The following is an 18,162-nucleotide window of genomic DNA, read 5'->3' on the forward strand; positions in this document are numbered from 1 at the left end:
CCCGGCATGCGTCACCCAGGAGTCCGGCCATGGCCAGTACCACAACAGCCGATGCCCCGGCAGCGGAAGCGTCCGAGGCCGAGCTGACGATCGGCGGAATGACCTGCGCCTCGTGCGCGGCCCGCGTCGAGAAGAAGCTCAACCGGATGGACGGCGTCACCGCCGCCACCGTCAACTACGCGACCGAGAAGGCCCGCGTCCGGTTCGCCGCCGGAACCACGCTCGACGATCTCGTCGCCACCGTCGAGAGGACCGGGTACAGCGCGCGGCCCGTGCCCAAGGCGGCCCCCGCGCCGTCTCCCCAGACCCCGGCCGCCGCCCCCCAGGGACACGGCGGATCCGGCGACGGGCCCGCCCCCGACGACGAGGACGAGCGCGCCGACGTCCAGGACGCCGCCGACCGCGGCGCCGCCGACGCCCTCGCCTCGCTGCGGCAGCGCCTGCTGGTCACCGTCACGCTCGCCGTACCGGTGGTCCTGATGGCGATGGTCCCCGCCCTCCAGTTCGACAACTGGCAGTGGCTCTCCCTCACGCTCGCCGCCCCCGTGGTCGTCTGGGGCGGACTGCCCTTCCACCGCGCCACCTGGACGAACCTCAAGCACGGCGCGGCGACGATGGACACCCTGGTGTCGGTCGGGACCCTCGCCGCGTTCGGCTGGTCGGTGTGGGCGCTCTTCCTCGGCAACGCGGGCATGGCCGGGATGCGGCACGGGTTCGAGTTCACCGTCTCCCGCTCGGACCCGTCCTCCACCATCTACCTGGAGGTCGCGGCCGGGGTCATCGCCTTCATCCTGCTGGGCCGGTACCTGGAGGCCCGGTCCAAGCGCCAGGCGGGCTCCGCGCTGCGCGCGCTGATGCACCTCGGCGCGAAGGACGTGACGGTCCTGCGCGACGGCCGGGAGGTACGCGTCCCGGTGGGCCGGCTCGTCGTCGGTGACCACTTCGTCGTGCGGCCCGGCGAGAAGATCGCCACGGACGGCACCGTCACCGAGGGGTCCTCGGCCGTGGACGCCTCGATGCTCACCGGCGAGTCCGTGCCGGTGGACACCGCCCCGGGCGACTTCGTCGCCGGTGCCACGCTCAACATGTCGGGCCGGCTGGTGGTCGAGGCCACCCGGGTCGGCGGGGACACCCAGCTGGCGCGGATGGCGAAGCTGGTCGAGGACGCGCAGAACGGCAAGGCCTCCGCCCAGCGCCTCGCGGACCGCATCTCCGCGGTCTTCGTGCCCGTGGTGCTGCTGATCGCCCTGGCCACCCTGGTCACCTGGCTGCTCGTCACCGGCGACGTCACCGCGTCGTTCACCGCGGCCGTGGCCGTACTGATCATCGCCTGCCCGTGCGCCCTCGGCCTCGCCACGCCCACCGCCCTCATGGTCGGCACCGGGCGCGGCGCCCAGCTCGGCATCCTCATCAAGGGCCCCGAGGTCCTGGAGACCACCCGCCGCGCGGACACGATCGTGCTGGACAAGACGGGTACGGTCACCACCGGCCGGATGACCCTCGGCGCCGTCCACACCGCGCCCGGCGCGGACGAGGCCGAGGTGCTGCGGCTCGCGGGCGCCCTGGAGTACGCCTCCGAGCACCCGATCGCCCAGGCGGTCGCCGCCGGGGCCGCCGACCGTGTCGCCGGACCGCTGCCCGCGACCGAGTCGTTCACCAACGTCCCCGGGCTCGGTGTCCGCGGCACGGTCGAGGGCCACGAGGTGCTGGCGGGCCGCCCCAGGCTGCTCGCCGACGCCGGCATCGCCCTGCCGGCCGCCCTGTCCGGCGCGCTGACGGACGCGGCGGGGCAGGGACGCACCGCGATCGCGGTCGCCTGGGACGGCGAGGCCCGCGGAGTGCTGGAGGTCGCCGACGCGGTGAAGGAGAGCAGCGCGGAGGCCGTCGCGGAGCTGCGCGCCCTGGGTCTGCGGCCGATCCTGCTCACCGGCGACAACCAGGCCGTGGCGGACGCCGTGGCCCGTACCGTGGGGATCGACGAGGTCTACGCGGAGGTCATGCCCGAGGACAAGGTGGACGTCGTCCGGCGTCTCCAGGCCGAGGGCCGGTCCGTGGCGATGGTCGGTGACGGGGTCAACGACGCGGCGGCGCTCGCCGTGGCCGACCTGGGCCTGTCGATGGGAACCGGCACGGACGCGGCGATCGAAGCGGGCGACCTCACGCTGGTTCGTGGAGATCTCAAGGTGGCCGCTGACGCCATCCGGCTGTCAAGGCGTACGCTGTCGACCATCAGGAGCAACCTGTTCTGGGCCTTCGGCTACAACGTGGCCGCACTGCCTCTGGCTGCGTTCGGGCTGCTCAGCCCCATGATCGCGGGTGCGACGATGGCGTTTTCGTCGGTCTTCGTCGTGACGAACAGCCTGCGGTTGCGCTCCTTCACATAATTTCTACAAAGAGACTTAGATCACACCGATTCGAGGGTAACCATCTGATGGGTTGGTGAGTCTAAGAGTGCGATGCCAAGGATGTCTTGGGGGACGTCCGACTGGAGTGTCTTGGGGGACGCTCCTGGCAAGCGTGGCCGGGGCACGTGCACCGGGGAGCTTTGAGCGGCCCTCCCGTGCGTACGTACCCCGGCAGATCGCACCAGCAGGACCGAACTGAATACGCGCCACCGTAAGGAACAGCGGGAGCCCGAGCGCTCCCCGCAGACGCCCGGCCGGATCCCGTGGGGGGAATCCGCACCGGGACATGGGAAGCGCCCCGTCCGTCGACCCGTGGGGGGATCGGCAGACGGGGCGCTTCTCGCGTTCCCGGCCGCCCGCCCGGCCCATCAGCCCGGCGAAGCCCGTCGGCCCGCGAGGCGCCGACCCGTACGACCCATCAGCCTGTGCGGCCCACCAGCTCGTACGCCCACCAGCCTGCGAGGCGCCACCGGCCTGCGAGGCGCCGCCAGCCCGCGAGGCGCGTCAGCCCCTGGCCGTGTCCCCCGTGCGGGGGACGCACAGGTGTCCACCGTGAGGTGACGATCCCGGATCGCCGGATCCGTAGCGTTCAGGGCAACGGCGGAACGGGGCGAGAGCCCCCGAACCACCGCCCACGGCTTGGCCGTTACCCACTTTTCCCCTTCCCGGAGGACATCATGGCGCGCACGATCAGGACCACCGTTATGACCGCACTGTGCTGCGCGGCGGTCGGCGCGGGGCTCGTCGGCTGCGAGGACATCACCGAGACGGAGCCGCGTCCGGCGTCCACCGCCGGCGCGTCGCCGAGCGGTTCCGGCCTGTTCTCCGGGACGAAGAAGATCGACGTCAAGGGCCGCTCGGTGAACGTCTCCTGCTCCGGCGACGCGGTGGACGGCAGGCCGGTCGTCGTCCTGATGGCCGGGCTGGGTGACGGACTGGACAAGATGGCGGCCCTCCAGAAGTCCTTGAGCGAGAAGGACCGGGTCTGCTCCTTCGACCGTCTCGGCGAGGGGGCGAGCGACAAGCCGGCCGGTCCGCAGACCGTCGCCGACAGCGGGAAGGTCCTCACCGCCGTGCTCGACCGGGTCGCGGGCGACGGACCGGTCGTCCTGGCCGGCCACTCGCTGGGCGGACTGCTCGCCGCGCGGTACGCCCCCGACCACCAGGACCGGGTCAAGGGCCTCGTCCTGATGGACGCCACGTCACCGACCACCACCGCCGACATCGCGAAGGTGATCCCGGACTCGGCCGAGGACCCGGGTGCCGAACTGCGGGAGCAGACCCGCGCGGTGAACGAGGGGGAGAACCCGGAGATGCTGGTCGTCCCCGACGGGAAGGTCCGCTCCGCCGGGGACATCCCGGTGGAGGTCATCCAGCACGGCACCCCCTACCTCGCCGAGGTCCCCACCTACGGGTCCGGCCTGGAAGAGGTGTGGTCCGAGGGCCAGCGGCAGTGGCTCGCGGTCTCCCCCGGGCGGGCCGTCCTGACCACCGCGGCCAAGAGCGGCCACTACATCTACGCCGACCGGCCCGACCTCGCGGTCAAGGCCGTCCAGCGCGTCACCACCCAGGCCGCGGGCTGAGGCAGGCCCGCCCGAGGCCCGGCGGGCCACCGCTCGCCCCCTGAACGCCGAATCGCCCCGGCACCGCGCTCGATGAGCGAGCGCGGCAGGCGGGGCGAAGGCATGGGCCACGGGGACCCGGTACGGCGGTGGCTCCAGGAAACGGAACCGGGAGGTGGCCGGGGCTCAGCGGCTCTCGACCGGGACGAAGTCGCGCAGGACCTCGCCGGTGTAGATCTGGCGCGGGCGGCCGATGCGGGATCCCGGCTCCTTGATCATCTCGTGCCACTGGGCGATCCAGCCGGGAAGGCGGCCGATCGCGAAGAGCACGGTGAACATCTCGCTCGGGAAGCCCATGGCCCGGTAGATCAGGCCCGTGTAGAAGTCCACGTTGGGGTAGAGGTTGCGCGAGACGAAGTAGTCGTCGGAGAGCGCGTGCTCCTCCAGCTTCAGCGCGATGTCGAGCAGCTCGTCGGACTTGCCGAGCGAGGACAGCACGTCGTGCGCCGCCGCCTTGATGATCTTGGCGCGCGGGTCGAAGGACTTGTACACCCGGTGGCCGAAGCCCATCAGGCGGACGCCGTCCTCCTTGTTCTTGACCTTCTGGATGAAGGAGTCGACGTCGCCGCCGTTGGCCTGGATGCCTTCCAGCATCTCCAGCACCGACTGGTTGGCGCCGCCGTGCAGGGGGCCCCACAGCGCGGAGATACCGGCGGAGATGGAGGCGAACATGTTGGCCTGCGAGGAGCCGACCAGGCGCACGGTGGAGGTCGAACAGTTCTGCTCGTGGTCCGCGTGCAGGATGAGCAGCTTCTCCAGCGCGGAGACGACGACCGGGTCCGGCACGTACTCCTGGGCGGGCACCGAGAAGGTCATGCGCAGGAAGTTCTCGACGTAGCCGAGGTCGTTGCGCGGGTAGACGAACGGGTGACCGATCGACTTCTTGTACGCGTACGCGGCGATCGTCGGGAGCTTGGCCAGCAGCCGGATCGTCGAGAGGTGGCGCTGCGTCTCGTCGAACGGGTTGTGGCTGTCCTGGTAGAAGGTGGACAGCGCGCTGACGACCGAGGACAGCATCGCCATCGGGTGGGCGTCGCGCGGGAAGCCGTCGAAGAAGCGCTTGACGTCCTCGTGCAGCAGCGTGTGCTGGGTGATCTCGTTCTTGAAGTCCGACAGCTCGTCGGCCTTGGGAAGCTCACCGTTGATCAGCGTGTAGGCGACCTCAAGGAAGGTCGAGCTCTCCGCGAGCTGCTCGATCGGGTAACCGCGGTAGCGCAGGATGCCCTGTTCGCCGTCGAGGTAGGTGATGGCGGATTTATAGGCGGCGGTGTTGCCGTATCCGCTGTCCAGCGTGACCAGGCCGGTATGGGCCCGGAGCTTCCCGATGTCGAAGCCCTTGTCGCCGACGGTGCTGTCGATCACCGGGTAGGTGTACTCGTCATCGCCGTACCGCAGTACTACAGCGTTGTTGGTGTGCTCGCTCACGTCATCCCTCACCGACGTAGTGCCTCTTCTTCGAGGTGCCCTGACTGTCTCCACCCTCCCCCATTTGGCTCAGGAGAGTGCACTCGGGGTCGTCCATTGGACCTACCGACGGCACTGAGTGCCGCCAACTTTCTCATCCTGCCCCCTCTCTTCCGGTTCCGGAAGAGCTCAGTGATGTTTCCCACCGTTTTGATCGATCATTTTTCCGCGAAGTCTCCTGTGCCGCCTCCCCGCAGCCGGAAAGCCAGCCCCGTACAGCGTCTGCCGGCGGAAACCGTGCGGACCGCCTGGCCGATCGCCCTGCGCGAGCCGACCAGGACGACGAGCTTCTTCGCCCTGGTCACGGCCGTGTACAGCAGGTTCCGCTGGAGCATCATCCACGCGCTGGTGGTGACGGGGACGACGACCGCCGGGTACTCGCTGCCCTGGGAGCGATGGATCGTCATGGCGTAGGCGTGGGACAGCTCGTCGAGCTCGTCGAAGTCGTACCCGATCTCCTCGTCCTCGTCGGTGAGGACGGTGAGCGTCTGTTCGTCCGTGTCCAGGGCGGTGACGACGCCGACCGTGCCGTTGAAGACGCCGTTCGCCCCCTTCTCGTAGTTGTTCCGGATCTGGGTGACCTTGTCACCGACCCGGAAGACCCGGCCGCCGAACCGCTTCTCCGGCAGGTCGGGGCGGCCCGGGGTGATGGCCTGCTGGAGGAGGCCGTTCAGATGGCCCGCACCGGCCGGACCCCGGTGCATCGGGGCGAGCACCTGCACGTCACGGCGGGGGTTCAGCCCGAACTTGGCGGGGATACGGCGGGCCGCGACGTCCACGGCGAGCACCCCCGCGTCCTCCGTCTCGTCCTCCACGAACAGGAAGAAGTCGCTCAGCCCCTGGGTGTGCGGCGGGAGACCGGCGTTGATGCGGTGGGCGTTGGTGACCACACCGGACTGCTGGGCCTGCCGGAAGATCGTGGTCAGCCGGACCGAGGGCACCGGCCCGTCCTCCGCGAGCAGATCGCGCAGGACCTCCCCCGCGCCGACCGAGGGCAGCTGGTCCACGTCCCCGACCAGGAGGAGGTGGGCACCGGGTGCCACCGCCTTCACGAGTTTGTTGGCGAGGAGCAGATCGAGCATCGACGCCTCGTCCACGACCACCAGGTCGGCGTCCAGCGGCCGTTCACGGTCGTACGCGGCGTCCCCGCCCGGCTTCAGCTCCAGCAGCCGGTGCACGGTGGACGCCTCGGCACCGGTCAGCTCGGAGAGCCGCTTCGCCGCCCGGCCGGTGGGAGCGGCCAGCACCACCTTGGCGTTCTTGGCGCGGGCCAGCTCCACCACGGACCGTACGGTGAACGACTTGCCGCACCCCGGACCACCGGTGAGGACGGCGACCTTCCGGCTGAGCGCGAGCCGTACGGCGGCCTGCTGCTCGGGCGCCAGCGTGGCCCCCGTACGCCGTGCGAGCCAGGACAGCGCCGTGTCCCAGTCGACGCCCTGGAAGGCCGGCATCCGGTCCTCCGGCGTGTGCAGCAGGCGCCGCACCTGGGCGGCGAGGGAGATCTCGGCGCGGTGGAAGGGCACCAGGTAGACGGCGGTGACGAGCGCGCCGTCCTCCGGGCCCGGCACCTTCTCCCGTACGACGCCCTCCGGGTCCTCGGCCAGCTCGGCCAGGCACTCGATGACGAGCCCCGTGTCCACCTGGAGCAGCTTCACCCCGTCCGCGATCAGCCGCTCCTCGGGGAGGAAGCAGTGGCCCTGGTCGGTGGACTGCGACAGCGCGTACTGGAGGCCCGCCTTGACGCGTTCCGGGCTGTCGTGCGGGATGCCGACGGCCTGGGCGATGCGGTCGGCGGTGAGGAAGCCGATGCCCCAGACGTCGGCGGCCAGCCGGTAGGGCTGGTTCTTCACGACGGAGATCGAGGCGTCCCCGTACTTCTTGTAGATACGGACGGCGATGGACGTCGAGACGCCGACGCTCTGGAGGAAGACCATGACCTCCTTGATCGCCTTCTGCTCCTCCCAGGCCGCGGCGATCATCTTCGTGCGCTTGGGCCCGAGCCTGGGCACCTCCACCAGCCGCTCGGGGTGCCGCTCGATGACGTCCAGGGTGTCCACGCCGAAGTGGGTGGTGATGCGGTCGGCCATGACGGGGCCGATGCCCTTGATCAGGCCGGAGCCGAGGTAGCGGCGGATGCCCTGGATCGTGGCCGGGAGGATCGTCGTGTAGTTGTCGACCTGGAACTGTTTGCCGAACTGCGGGTGCGAGGCCCAACGCCCCTCCATCCGCAGGGACTCACCGGGCTGCGCGCCCAGCAGCGACCCGACGACGGTGAGCAGGTCCCCGCTGCCCCGGCCGGTGTCGACGCGGGCGACGGTGTATCCGTTCTCCTCGTTGGCGTAGGTGATCCGCTCCAGGACGCCTTCGAGCACGGCGGTGTTGGACATGGGACCGACGGTATCGGGCGGGGGTGACAGTGCCCGGCCGGGCCCGGGGCGGGCGGGACGCGCCGCACCACGGTGGCGCCGTGACGGCCGGGTGCCTTCCGGGCGGCGTGGCGGCCCGAGTCCGCGACCGGATCCGCGCCGCGCCCGCCCGGCGACGACCGCCCGCCTCGCGTCGACGCCGCCGGGTGGCGCCCAACCTTCCTGGCACCCGGCGGACTTCGGGCTAAGGGGTCGCGGTGGGGTTCGGCCGGTCGGGCAGGTAGGTGCCACCCAGCTCGGAGGTGATGAGGCGTGTCGTCTCCATGACCTGACGCAGTTCCGGCGCGTCGTCGGCCATGGAGAGCGCGTTGTCGGTGCCGATCACCGCCACGGTGGCGCAGATGCCGTACTCGTCGAAGACGGGTGCGGCGACGGCCACGACGCCGGGCGTGCTGGAGAGGGAGCAGTGTCCGACGTCGCGCACGTGCGCCACTTGGCCGCGTAGCTGTTCGCGGCGTTCCGGCGGAAGTGTGGCCAGCAGTCGCTCCATGGACAACTGGTCGTTGTGGTAGGCGAGGAAGAGGATGCTCTGGGCGGCGTCGAGGGACAGCTGGCTGCCGACCCGGACGGACACGACCACGACGGTGGCCGTGTCCTCCTCGACGCGGGACACGACCGGCCCCGTCAAGCCCCACAGGCAGAGCACCACACTCATCTGCGTCGCCCGGGACAGTGCCTGCATATGGCGGGGCGCGACGTTGACCACCCGGCGACGGCCCACGGCGAACGCGCCGAGTTGCAACAGGAGTCCGCCGGGGATGAAGCGCCCGGGTTCCTTCGCGCGTTCGAGGAGGCCGGCCGCCGCGAGAGAGGTGCAGTAGCGGTAGGCGGTGGTCCGGTTGAGCTGGAGCCGGTCCGCGACCTCGCTCGCGGAGAGTTCCGGGGTGGCGGGGGTGAACAGCGCCAGGATCTGGCTGACCCTGCTCACCGCCTGGATGTCGGCCTGGTCGCCCTTCGGCGATTCGGAGGGGCGCGACGGCTTCACGACGGAGGCCTCCTCTCGTTCGATCAACGGTCATGTGTTCACGAAGTGAACAGACGACAGTATAGGCAAACCGTGATCCTCGGTACGCGAGGCCTGCTCTTCGTCGGACCGGAGAACGAGAGACCACATAGTGCGCGCTGTGCTCACATAGCGGAACGCGTCTTCTCCTCAGATGACAGATGACGCTCACGCTCGACGGTGGCCGCCCGTGGGGGCCCGAGCATATCCGTGGCGCGACGGACCGGGGCACCGGTCGCCGCCCGCACGTGCTCCTCGCTGGTTCCGGGTGCGGTCTCCACCAGGATCAGCCCCCGCTCCGTGACGTCGAGCACGGCCAGATCGGTGATGATCCGCTGTACACAGGTACGTCCGGTCAGTGGCAGGGTGCACGCTTCCACGATCTTCGGGGTGCCGTCCTTGGCCGTGTGTTCGGTGAGCGCGATGACGCGGCGGGCTCCGTGGACCAGGTCCATCGCGCCTCCCATGCCCTTGACCATCTTGCCGGGGATCATCCAGTTCGCCAGGTCGCCCCGCGCCGAGACCTGCATGGCACCGAGCACCGCGGTGTCGATGTGACCGCCGCGGATCATGCCGAAGGAGAGCGCGGAGTCGAAGAAGGAGGCACCGGGCAGGACCGTCACCGTCTCCTTGCCGGCGTTTATCAGGTCCGCGTCCACCTCGTGCTCTTCGGGGTAGGGACCGGTGCCGAGGATGCCGTTCTCCGACTGGAGCACCACCTCCACCCCGGGTGGGAGGTGGTCGGGGATGAGGGTGGGCAGGCCGATGCCGAGGTTCACGTACTCCCCGTCGCGCAGTTCCGCGGCCGCGCGCGCGGCCATCTCTTCCCGGGTCCAGGCCATCAGCCCCGCACCGTCCTTCTCTCGATGTGTTTGTCCGCCGCCTGCTCCGTGGTGAGTGCGACCACCCGCTGCACGAAGACGCCGGGAACGTGGATGTCCTCGGGCCGCAGCAGGCCTGGCTCGACCAGTTCTTCGACCTCGGCGACGGTGATCCGGCCGGCCATGGCGGCCAGGGCGTTGAAGTTGCCCGCGGCCCGCCGGAAGACGAGGTTCCCGTGCCGGTCGCCACGGGCCGCGCGCACCAGTGCGAAGTCCGTGGTGATCCCGCTTTCCAGGACATGGGGCCGCCCGTCGAACTCCCGCACCTCCTTGGCGGGCGAGGCCACGGTGACCGTGCCGTCCGCCGCGTGGCGCCAGGGCAGTCCGCCCTCGGCGACCTGGGTGCCGACCCCGGCGGGGGTGAAGAACGCCGGGATGCCGGTGCCGCCGGCCCGCAGCCGCTCTGCGAGGGTGCCCTGAGGGGTGAGCTCCACCTCCAACTCGCCGTCCAGGTACTGCCGTGCGAACTCCTTGTTCTCGCCCACGTACGAGGCGGTGACCCGCGCGACGCGGCGCCCGGCGAGCAGGAGGCCGAGTCCGCGCCCGTCGACTCCGCAGTTGTTCGACACGATCCTCAGCCCGGAGGAGCCACGCAGGTCCAGGGCTCGGATCAGCGTTTCGGGTACTCCGCTGAGCCCGAAGCCCCCGACGGCGACACTCGCGCCGTCGCCGATGTCGGCCGTCGCCTCCTGGGCCGAGGCCACTGTCTTGTTCATACGAGCCCTTCGGTCGGTCCGGGGAGCCGTCGGCACACCCGGGTGGACCACCGCCCCAACGGTGGCCGAGCGGTGGTCAGTTGCGGGCGGGGTCCGACTCGGTGGCGCGGAAGGCGCGTACGAGCGAGGAGGCCGCGTCCGCGAGCAGCGAGAGGTCGTTGTGGAGGACGACGAAGTCGCAGCCGGCGCGCACCGCCTGAACGGCCCGGTCGGGGGCGGCCCCGAAGGCCAGCCCGCACTTCTTGCCCGCCGCGTGGGCGGCCGAGACCGCGCGTCCGACCAGTTCGAGCACCTCCGGGGAGGTGGGAGTGGCACCCATGGACAGGGACAGGTCGGCGGCGCCGACGAGGACGGCGTCGACGCCGTCGAGCGACAGGATGTCCCGCGCCGCCCCGACGGCCTGGACGCTCTCCAGTTGCGGGATGCACAACACCCGGTCGTTGCCCTGGGCCAGGTACTCCTCCGTGGGGCGCAGCCCCCACAGTCCGGCCTTGCTGGTTCCGCCGGCCCCGCGCGTGCCGTGCGGGGGGAAGCGGCAGGCCCGGCCCACGGCCTCGGCCTCCTCGACGGTGTCCACGTGCGGTACCAGGACGCCTTCGGCGCCGGCGTCGAGGATCTTCTGGATGGTCGAGGGGTTCTTGTCCGGGACCCGGACGATCGGCACCAGGCCCAGCGCGGTCGCGGAACCGATGATCCGGTAGGCGCTCTGGAGGTCGAGCGGGGCGTGTTCCATGTCGACGACCACGAAGTCGTAGCCGGCGAACGCCATGATCTCGACGGGTTCCGCGGCGCCCATCTTCAGCCAGGTCCCCAGTGGAACGGTGGTCCGGTCGGGGTGGAAGAGGCCCCCGGTACGTCGCGGCGCGCTCATGGCATCGGGTAGTCGTCGGCGTTCAGCACCCAGCCGGACTTCTGGGAGAAGTCGGTGCGTGGGGGGCTGAAGATGTCGACGAGCAGATGACGGCCGCCGGCGTGGGCCTCGGACGTGTGGACGGTCGGCGGGGGGATCACCGCCAGGGAGGGGCTGCCGAGGTGGACGTGGTCGTCCTCGCGCCAGGTGGTGCGGTCCGGCAGCCACGGGGTGCGGATGTGGTGCACGAACTCGCCCTCCGTCGCGAGCGACAGCTGCTCGAAGTCGGCGTGGTCGTGCGGGGAGAGCTTCCGTGGGTCGCGCGGGCCGTCGAGGGCCGGGAGGAAGTTCACCATGAAGGCGCGGGTGCGGAAGATCCGGCCGAAGCGGCCGGGCTGCTCGGCGACGGCCGAGAGGGGATACACCCTCACACGTTCCTCCCCGGCGGGCTCGGGCCAGCGGGTCAGCGCGGCGACACGTGGGTGCGGCCGGGTGTAGGAGTCGGCGTTGACCGCGCGCTCCGCCCATTCGCCCTCGCCCGATTCGAACAGGCGGACGATGGGGCCGTCCGTGAGCACGCGCAGGCGGGAAGCCCCGGGCGGGACGACGGTGAGACCGGGCGCGTCCACCGTGGTGGCCGTGCCGTCGGCCCTGACGACCTCGTAGGAGGCGGCGTCGTCCGTGGTGAGCACGGCGACCTCGCCGCCGGGGGCGCCGTTGTCGAGTTCCTCGCCTCCGCGGGCGAAGGTGTGGACCAGCACGACGTTCTGGCCACGCACCACGAAGGTGCGCTCTTCCGGTGTGCCGCCGGTCTCGGGCGCGGACGCGCGGAAGTCGAAGAACTCCGGCGGGGCGATCGGTGCGCCGGAGTCACGCGTGTCCGCCGCCCCGGCGAGACTCGCCCGCGGGTCTGAGTCGTTGTACATCTGGGGTCCTTTCGGTTTTCGAGGTCGAGCAGGGCAGGCCGGGGCATCTCAGGTCGTCCGGCGCGGGTCCTCCTTCTCGCCTTCGGTCAGGTCGAGGCCGAACGGTGCTTCGGCGCCCCGGAGCGGGCGTGCACGGCTCCGGGCAGGCGGCCGGGCGTAGCGTCAACGCGCAGTTCGGCCGTTCTCCCACGGACGGGGCGGCTCGTCGCCGAGCGGAATGTCCGCATACGACCGGGCCCGGCGCACGGCCGCGCCCACCGCGTCGGTGGCGCGCCCGTAGCCGCCCTCGGTCAGTACGGTGTCCAGGTCCCGGACACAGTCGGACAGCACGCCCGGCCCGCGCATCAGCACCGCGCTGGCCAGTTCCACCGCCCGCGCGCCGCTCAGCAGGAAGCGCGCCACGTCGGTGCCGTTCCGCGCGCCGTTGGTCCCGATCAGGGGCAGTTCGCGGTCGGCGGCGTAGGTCTTCGACACCCAGTACAAGCTCACCGGGAGCATTCCGGGACCGCCCACGGCGCCCCACGAGCCGAGCACCGGCTCGCTCGTCACCGGATCCGGCCAGAAGCCGTTGAACCGGCCGATCATCGAGACGGCGTCCGCCCCCGCGTCTCGCGCCGCGGCCGCCAGTTCCAGGGGGCTTTCGGCCTGGGCGGGCAGCTTCACGACGAGGGGGACGTCGAGCCCGGCACGGACGGTGCGGGTGTAGTGCTTCACCATCTCCGCGCCCGTGATCTGCCGGACGGCGGTCGCCTCGCGTCCGTGCGGCGCGCCGATGTTGAGCTCGACGGCCGAGACGACCGGGGCCATGTCACGGGCGATGCGCGCGGCCGGTTCCGGCTCGGCCACGGTGATGCTGCCGATGACGTGCGAGCCGAGGCCGCGGGCGTACCGGCTCGTACGTTCCAGCATGGTGAGCCAGCCGTCAAGGGGGGCGAGGCCCGACCGGCACAGCAGGGTCTCGTCCCCGCTGGACCGCTGCCAGTCGACCGTCTCGCCCGCGCGCCCGAGCAGCGCGTAGTCGGCGATGAGCAACTGCCGTCGCCCCGCCGGGGACTCGTTGACCGACTTGGCGACGACGGCCCCGGCACCGGCGTCGAGGCAGGCGCGGATCCCCTCCTCCGTCATGGTCGCCTCCGACGAGGCGGCCATGACCGGGTTCTTGAGCCGGAGCGGTCCGATCGCGGTGGACAGGTCGGTCATGCGATCAGCTCCTTCTCGGGTGCCGGCTCGGCCAGGTGATCGACGCGCCGGCCGATCATGAACACACAGGCGGCGCTGAGCAGACCGGTCGCGGCGAGGTAGAGGGCGACCGGGAGGTAGTGCTCGCCCTCGCCGACGAGGGCGACCGCCACGAGGGGAGCGATGCCGCCGCCCAGGATGCCCGCGAGCTGGTAGCACAGGGAGATCCCGGTGAACCGCACCTCGGCGGGGAACAACGCCGACGCGAACGCGGGCAGTGGGCCGTACACCAGTGACCGCCCGATGTTGAACAGGGCCATGCCCGCCCAGAGCAGCAGGACACTCCCGGTGTCCGCCAGGGCGAACAGGGGGACGGAGAGCGCCGCCGTGACCAGGGCGCCGACCAGGATCACCGGCTGTCTGCCCCGGCGGTCGGCCAGGATCGCCGCCAAGGGCAGGGCCACGATCTGTACGACGGACACCAGCATGGCGCCGACCAGCAGGTTGTTGGCGCTGAAGCCGAGATGCTTGGTTCCGTAACTCGTGAGGAACGTGGTGGACAGATAGAAACCGGTCAGGGTGACGATCATGGCGCCGGTGCCCAGCAGGACCGCTGTCCAGTGATCCCGCAGCACGGTGCCGATCGGCAGTCGCGCCTTCTCCTGCGGTCGTGCGACCGGTACCTCCTCCACCTTGGAGCGGATGATCTGCCCGACCGCGATCAGGACGACGGACAGCAGGAACGGGACCCGCCAGCCCCACGTGTGCAGCGCCTCCGAGGGCAGCAACTCGACCAGGGCGAACACCGCGGCGGCCAGCAGCCCGCCCAGGGGGGACCCGACCTGCGCGAACGACCCGTAGAAGGTCTTGCGCTTGGCGGGTGCCTGTTCGACACCCAGCAGTACGGCTCCGCCCCATTCACCGCCGACCGCGATCCCCTGCACGAAGCGAAGAACCGTCAGCAGGATCGGTGCGGCGACGCCGATGGTCTCGTAGGTGGGCAGCACACCGATCGCGAAGGTCGAGAAGCCCATCAGCAGCAGGGTGACGATCAGCACGTGCTTGCGTCCGACACGGTCGCCGATGTGGCCGAAGAGGATGCCTCCGAGGGGCCTCGCCAGGAACCCGACGGCGAACGTGGCGAAGGCGGACAGGGTCTGCGCCGTCGGGCTCAGCGACGGGAAGAACAGGTCTCCGAGAGCGAGTGCGGCCGCCGTGCCGTAGATGAAGAAGTCGTACCACTCGACTGTCGTGCCCACCAGGGAGGCCATGGCCACCCGGCGTAGTTTGCGGCGTTCGGTGTTCACGCGGCCCTCCCCCTCAGTCGAGATCGAGCAGGTAGGACGGGTTGTCACAGGTCATCCGGCGCAGGTCCTTCTCGGGCAGGCCGAGGTCGAGCAGTGCTTCGGCGACCCGGAGGTAGGCGTCCACGGGCTTGGGATTGGCGGCCTGGCCGAAGTCGGATGCGAGCACGGTGTGTTCGACACCGATGGTCTCGATCCAGCGGTAGAGCTGGGCCGGATCCCACTTCTGGGTGCCTTCGGGGTCGTACATGCCGACCTCGTGCTCGATGAACGCGCCGAGTCCCGTGAACTCCCGGCACAGTTCCGGCTCCACCCCTATGACGAAGTCGGGGTGGCTCACCACGAGCCGCTTCATGCCCTTGGCCTGGGCGGCCTGGAACAGGGTGCGGATGTACTCGGGATACATGTGGCCGGCGTTGACGACGGCCCCCTGCTCCTTGATCTCGTCGAGGATCTCGTGGACCTCGGGGCGCAACTCCCCCTGCCCGTCGACGATGTCGATGCGCTCCAGGGTGAGCGGCACGGTCGTGGTGGGGAAGGCGCCGTCCTCGGGATGACACTCGATGTGCCGGCCGGACGAGATGGTCGGGAACCACACCACCTTGCCGCCCATCCGCAGGCTCATCCGTACGGCGTGGATGTTGAGCCCGCCGATGGTGCTGTTCAGCGCGATACCCCCGAACACCTGTGCCTTGACACCCTCCAGACGGCCCCTCATGGCCAGGACGTCCATCTGGGTGTTGTGGTGATGGGACTTCGCCACCATCGCGCGCATGTTGACGCGCGCACCGTCCTCAGCCGCCTCGACATGGTCGAAACGCCGCGGGAACGGGCTGGGGCCGGAGTGGACATGCATGTCGACCAGCCCGTCGAGGACCTTGGCAACAGCAGGACGTGATGTCGTCACGACTACCTCCTTGTTCGTAGTACGGATATTAAGTTCACCATGTTCACTCATGTCAAGAGCGGTCCACCAGGCGACGCACGCCGGCACGACCTCGCCGACCACCGGCCCCACCTGCAGGCGGCCCGTGATTAGTGGTCAAGGGGAGATCACGACCGACGTCGGGGTCGCCGGACTCTTGTGTACCCGCGGGTACCGACTTATGGTCGGCACGTTCATTTGGTGAACATCGCGTTCGGCGGGAAGCCGGGCGCCGCGCACTCCGCACCCCAGGAGCCACGATGGTCAAACCCGTTGGCGGGGAGTCGATGACCTCCACCGCACCGACCGCGCCCGAACCGCCCTCGCCACCCGGTCCTGATCTCGGCAAGGCGAAGGCCGCCATCCGCGGCGGCACCCTGGCCTACTTCGTGGACCAGTTCGACATCTACCTGCCGATCGTGGTGCTCGCTCCCGCCATGGCGTACTTCGAGCCGACCACGACGAGCGCCTCGACGGCCGCGCTGATCTCTTCCCTGGTGTTCGTCTCGACGCTGCTCGCCCGGCCGCTCGGCGCGGTGATCTTCGGGCACTTCGCCGACACCGTGGGGCGCAAACGGACCACGCTGGTGGCCGTCGCCGGCTTCGGTGCCACCACGTTGCTGACCGCGTGCCTGCCCGGACACGAGACCATCGGCGGCTGGTCGGTCGGGCTGCTCATAGCGCTCCGCTTCGTCGACGGCATCTTCCTGGGCGGCGAGTACACGACCGCCGTACCCCTGGCCATGGAGTGGAGCCCGAAAGAGAAGCGCGGACTGTACGCGTCGATCATCACCTCGACCTCGCCCGGCGCGTACGTGGCGATCGCCGCACTGACGCTGCTGCTGCTCCAGGTGATCCCCTCCCACGGGCCGCACAGCGCCTATCAGCAGTGGGGCTGGCGCATTCCGTTCGTGATCGGGGCACTGCTGGCGGCAGGCCTCTACCTCTATTACCGCAAGCAGGTGCACGAGCCCCCGGCCACGGGCGCCTCCGCGCCGACCGGCTCCAAGGCCCCGTTCCTCCAGCTGCTGCTGCGCCACCCGAAGGCACTCGTCCAGGTCTTCGTCCTCATGACCGGCGCCTGGCTCGCCACGAACATGGAGGCCGCGGCCACCCCCGCCCAACTGGCCTCCCACGTCCACCTGGACAGCACGCAGGTCACCCTGACCATGCTCGTCGTGAACGCCGCCGCGGCGGTCTCCTATCCCTTCTACGGTGTGCTCTCGCAGCGGATCGGCCGCAGACCCTTCTACATCGGGTACGGCATAGCGGTCGCGGTGGGCGGCGGCGGCGCCTACACCCTGATGACGGCCTCGGAACACAGCTTCGGCCCCGTGCTGGGATACGGGGTCGCGCTCGGCCTCTTCACCATCGGCGCCTACGGGCCGATCGCCGCCTACCTGACCGAACGCTTCCCGTCGGAGATCAGGTCCACCGGTTACGGCGTCGGCTACAGCCTGGCCCTCATCGCGCCCGCCTTCTACGTCTTCTACCAACGCCAGTTGGCACACGTGGTGCCCGCTCACCTCAGTCCGGCCGTACTCCTCGTCATCGCCGGTGCGCTGATCACGTTGGGCGGGGCGCTCGGCCCGGAGACGAAGGACGTAGACATGGGCGCCGACCGGGCCGCCGCTCACGGCTGACCCCGCCCCGAAATGCCCCGCACGGCGGGGAGCGGGGGCCCGGACCGGCTTCCGCTCCCGGGCCGACCACGTCAGGAGGTCACATGCTGATACGGAAGATCCAGGACTTCGTCGAGAGGCAGCTCTCCCTCTTCACCGCCGAGTGGATCCCGGCCCCCACGGAACACGCCTTCACCCTGGCCGCCGAACGCCGGACGGGGACGGGCACGGGCCCGGACACGGGCGCGGGCGCCGGCCCGGGGTGCGGGTGCGCCCCGGCCCCTGGCAGCCGAGGGCGCTCCGTCCCCGACGGCTGAGGGCAGTCCACCCCCGGGGAGCTGAGTGCGCGCCCAGCCCCCCTGGCGTAAACCCGACCCGCGTCCTTATGCTGCGAGCTGTCCACCGCCGTCGCCCATCCCCCGTCCGGCCCGGCATCGCACTGTGCCGTAGGGAACTCACCATGCCCGTCCGCCGGAACGCCACCGTCCTCGCCGCGATATCCGTCGCCGTCCTTCTGCTCGCCGCCTGCGGCAGTAGCGAGGTGCACGGCACGATCACGGAGAAGGAGCACAAGGCGGCCCGCACCACATGGTCCACCGAGCCGGTCACCAAGCGGCAGTGCACCACGACCAAGAAGAACGGCAGGTCCAAGAAGTCGTGCACCACGGTGAAGACCGGCACCAAGCGTGTCTCGCACCGCAAGCCGGAGTGCTGGCAGATCGAGCTGGACGACGACAGGCACGAGCTGTGCATCGCCAAGAGCCGCTGGGACAAGGTGCGCGTCGGCGACCGGTGGTGAGGCGGCGACCGGGCCGACGCCCCGTCGAGACGTCCTC

Annotated in this window: 15 protein-coding genes; 5 read left to right on the plus strand and 10 right to left on the minus strand. The window is 70.5% G+C overall.

The window, feature by feature from the left end; all coding sequences use genetic code 11:
* The first annotated feature begins 29 nt into the window (after positions 1-29).
* Both B9S64_RS10510 and B9S64_RS10515 read left to right on the plus strand, forming a co-directional pair.
* A complete protein-coding gene (locus B9S64_RS10510; RefSeq protein WP_103491601.1) occupies positions 30-2,384 on the plus strand; it encodes a cation-translocating P-type ATPase in 2,355 nt (784 codons plus the stop codon).
* 698 nt (positions 2,385-3,082) lie between these two features.
* The gene (locus tag B9S64_RS10515) at positions 3,083-3,988 is read left to right on the plus strand and encodes an alpha/beta fold hydrolase (protein ID WP_103491600.1); all 906 of its coding nucleotides are present in this window, start codon (positions 3,083-3,085) and stop codon (positions 3,986-3,988) included.
* Between the two features lie 165 nt (positions 3,989-4,153).
* Here B9S64_RS10515 and B9S64_RS10520 read toward each other — a convergent pair whose 3' ends face one another.
* The 10 genes from B9S64_RS10520 to B9S64_RS10565 form a co-directional block, all read right to left on the minus strand.
* The gene (locus B9S64_RS10520; RefSeq protein ID WP_103491599.1) at positions 4,154-5,452 is read right to left on the minus strand and encodes a citrate synthase; all 1,299 of its coding nucleotides are present in this window, start codon (positions 5,450-5,452) and stop codon (positions 4,154-4,156) included.
* A gap of 197 nt (positions 5,453-5,649) precedes the next feature.
* The gene (locus tag B9S64_RS10525) at positions 5,650-7,881 is read right to left on the minus strand and encodes an ATP-dependent RecD-like DNA helicase (protein WP_103491598.1); all 2,232 of its coding nucleotides are present in this window, start codon (positions 7,879-7,881) and stop codon (positions 5,650-5,652) included.
* Positions 7,882-8,104: 223 nt separating this feature from the next.
* Positions 8,105-8,932: an IclR family transcriptional regulator gene (locus B9S64_RS10530; RefSeq protein WP_203631799.1), complete on the minus strand. Its 828-nt coding sequence runs from the start codon at positions 8,930-8,932 to the stop codon at positions 8,105-8,107.
* 116 nt (positions 8,933-9,048) lie between these two features.
* On the minus strand, positions 9,049-9,765 hold the full coding sequence (locus B9S64_RS10535; RefSeq protein WP_103491597.1) for a 3-oxoacid CoA-transferase subunit B: 717 nt from the start codon (positions 9,763-9,765) through the stop codon (positions 9,049-9,051).
* Complete coding sequence (locus tag B9S64_RS10540) at positions 9,765-10,520, minus strand: CoA transferase subunit A (protein WP_103491596.1); 756 nt, start codon at positions 10,518-10,520, stop codon at positions 9,765-9,767. The genes B9S64_RS10535 and B9S64_RS10540 overlap by 1 nt, the downstream gene beginning before the upstream one ends.
* 76 nt (positions 10,521-10,596) lie before the next feature.
* Positions 10,597-11,391, minus strand: a complete 795-nt coding sequence (locus B9S64_RS10545; RefSeq protein WP_103491595.1) for an HpcH/HpaI aldolase/citrate lyase family protein — start codon at positions 11,389-11,391, stop codon at positions 10,597-10,599.
* Positions 11,388-12,296 (minus strand): hypothetical protein, encoded by a 909-nt coding sequence (locus B9S64_RS10550; protein ID WP_103491594.1) that lies wholly within the window; start codon positions 12,294-12,296, stop codon positions 11,388-11,390. The genes B9S64_RS10545 and B9S64_RS10550 overlap by 4 nt, the downstream gene beginning before the upstream one ends.
* Positions 12,297-12,458: 162 nt before the next feature.
* Entirely contained in the window at positions 12,459-13,496 is a 1,038-nt protein-coding gene (locus tag B9S64_RS10555; protein ID WP_103491593.1) for a dihydroorotate dehydrogenase, read from the minus strand.
* On the minus strand, positions 13,493-14,782 hold the full coding sequence (locus tag B9S64_RS10560) for an MFS transporter (protein ID WP_103491592.1): 1,290 nt from the start codon (positions 14,780-14,782) through the stop codon (positions 13,493-13,495). The genes B9S64_RS10555 and B9S64_RS10560 overlap by 4 nt, the downstream gene beginning before the upstream one ends.
* Before the next feature lie 13 nt (positions 14,783-14,795).
* Positions 14,796-15,686: a DUF6282 family protein gene (locus tag B9S64_RS10565; protein WP_258037883.1), complete on the minus strand. Its 891-nt coding sequence runs from the start codon at positions 15,684-15,686 to the stop codon at positions 14,796-14,798.
* 278 nt (positions 15,687-15,964) lie between these two features.
* Here B9S64_RS10565 and B9S64_RS10570 point away from each other — a divergent pair, with 278 nt between their 5' ends.
* The 3 genes from B9S64_RS10570 (at position 15,965) to B9S64_RS10580 (ending at position 18,125) form a co-directional block, all read left to right on the plus strand.
* On the plus strand, positions 15,965-17,347 hold the full coding sequence (locus B9S64_RS10570) for an MFS transporter (RefSeq protein ID WP_219818785.1): 1,383 nt from the start codon (positions 15,965-15,967) through the stop codon (positions 17,345-17,347).
* 83 nt (positions 17,348-17,430) lie between these two features.
* Complete coding sequence (locus B9S64_RS10575; RefSeq protein ID WP_103491590.1) at positions 17,431-17,643, plus strand: hypothetical protein; 213 nt, start codon at positions 17,431-17,433, stop codon at positions 17,641-17,643.
* 143 nt (positions 17,644-17,786) lie between these two features.
* Positions 17,787-18,125, plus strand: coding sequence for a hypothetical protein (locus B9S64_RS10580; RefSeq protein ID WP_103491589.1), 339 nt, complete (start codon positions 17,787-17,789; stop codon positions 18,123-18,125).
* The last annotated feature ends 37 nt before the right edge of the window (positions 18,126-18,162 follow it).

The organism is Streptomyces sp. SM18 (assembly GCF_002910775.2).
Taxonomy (GTDB): domain Bacteria; phylum Actinomycetota; class Actinomycetes; order Streptomycetales; family Streptomycetaceae; genus Streptomyces; species Streptomyces halstedii.

Bases quoted from the DNA above. Each gene is read 5' to 3' on its own strand.
- B9S64_RS10510 (WP_103491601.1), top strand. From the start codon at position 30: ATGGCCAGTACCACAACAGCCGATGCCCCGGCAGCGGAAGCGTCCGAG.
- B9S64_RS10515 (WP_103491600.1), top strand. From the start codon at position 3,083: ATGGCGCGCACGATCAGGACCACCGTTATGACCGCACTGTGCTGCGCG.
- B9S64_RS10525 (WP_103491598.1), bottom strand. From the start codon at position 7,881: ATGTCCAACACCGCCGTGCTCGAAGGCGTCCTGGAGCGGATCACCTAC.
- B9S64_RS10535 (WP_103491597.1), bottom strand. From the start codon at position 9,765: ATGGCCTGGACCCGGGAAGAGATGGCCGCGCGCGCGGCCGCGGAACTG.
- B9S64_RS10540 (WP_103491596.1), bottom strand. From the start codon at position 10,520: ATGAACAAGACAGTGGCCTCGGCCCAGGAGGCGACGGCCGACATCGGC.
- B9S64_RS10545 (WP_103491595.1), bottom strand. From the start codon at position 11,391: ATGAGCGCGCCGCGACGTACCGGGGGCCTCTTCCACCCCGACCGGACC.
- B9S64_RS10550 (WP_103491594.1), bottom strand. From the start codon at position 12,296: ATGTACAACGACTCAGACCCGCGGGCGAGTCTCGCCGGGGCGGCGGAC.
- B9S64_RS10555 (WP_103491593.1), bottom strand. From the start codon at position 13,496: ATGACCGACCTGTCCACCGCGATCGGACCGCTCCGGCTCAAGAACCCG.
- B9S64_RS10570 (WP_219818785.1), top strand. From the start codon at position 15,965: ATGGTCAAACCCGTTGGCGGGGAGTCGATGACCTCCACCGCACCGACC.
- B9S64_RS10575 (WP_103491590.1), top strand. From the start codon at position 17,431: ATGCTGATACGGAAGATCCAGGACTTCGTCGAGAGGCAGCTCTCCCTC.
- B9S64_RS10580 (WP_103491589.1), top strand. From the start codon at position 17,787: ATGCCCGTCCGCCGGAACGCCACCGTCCTCGCCGCGATATCCGTCGCC.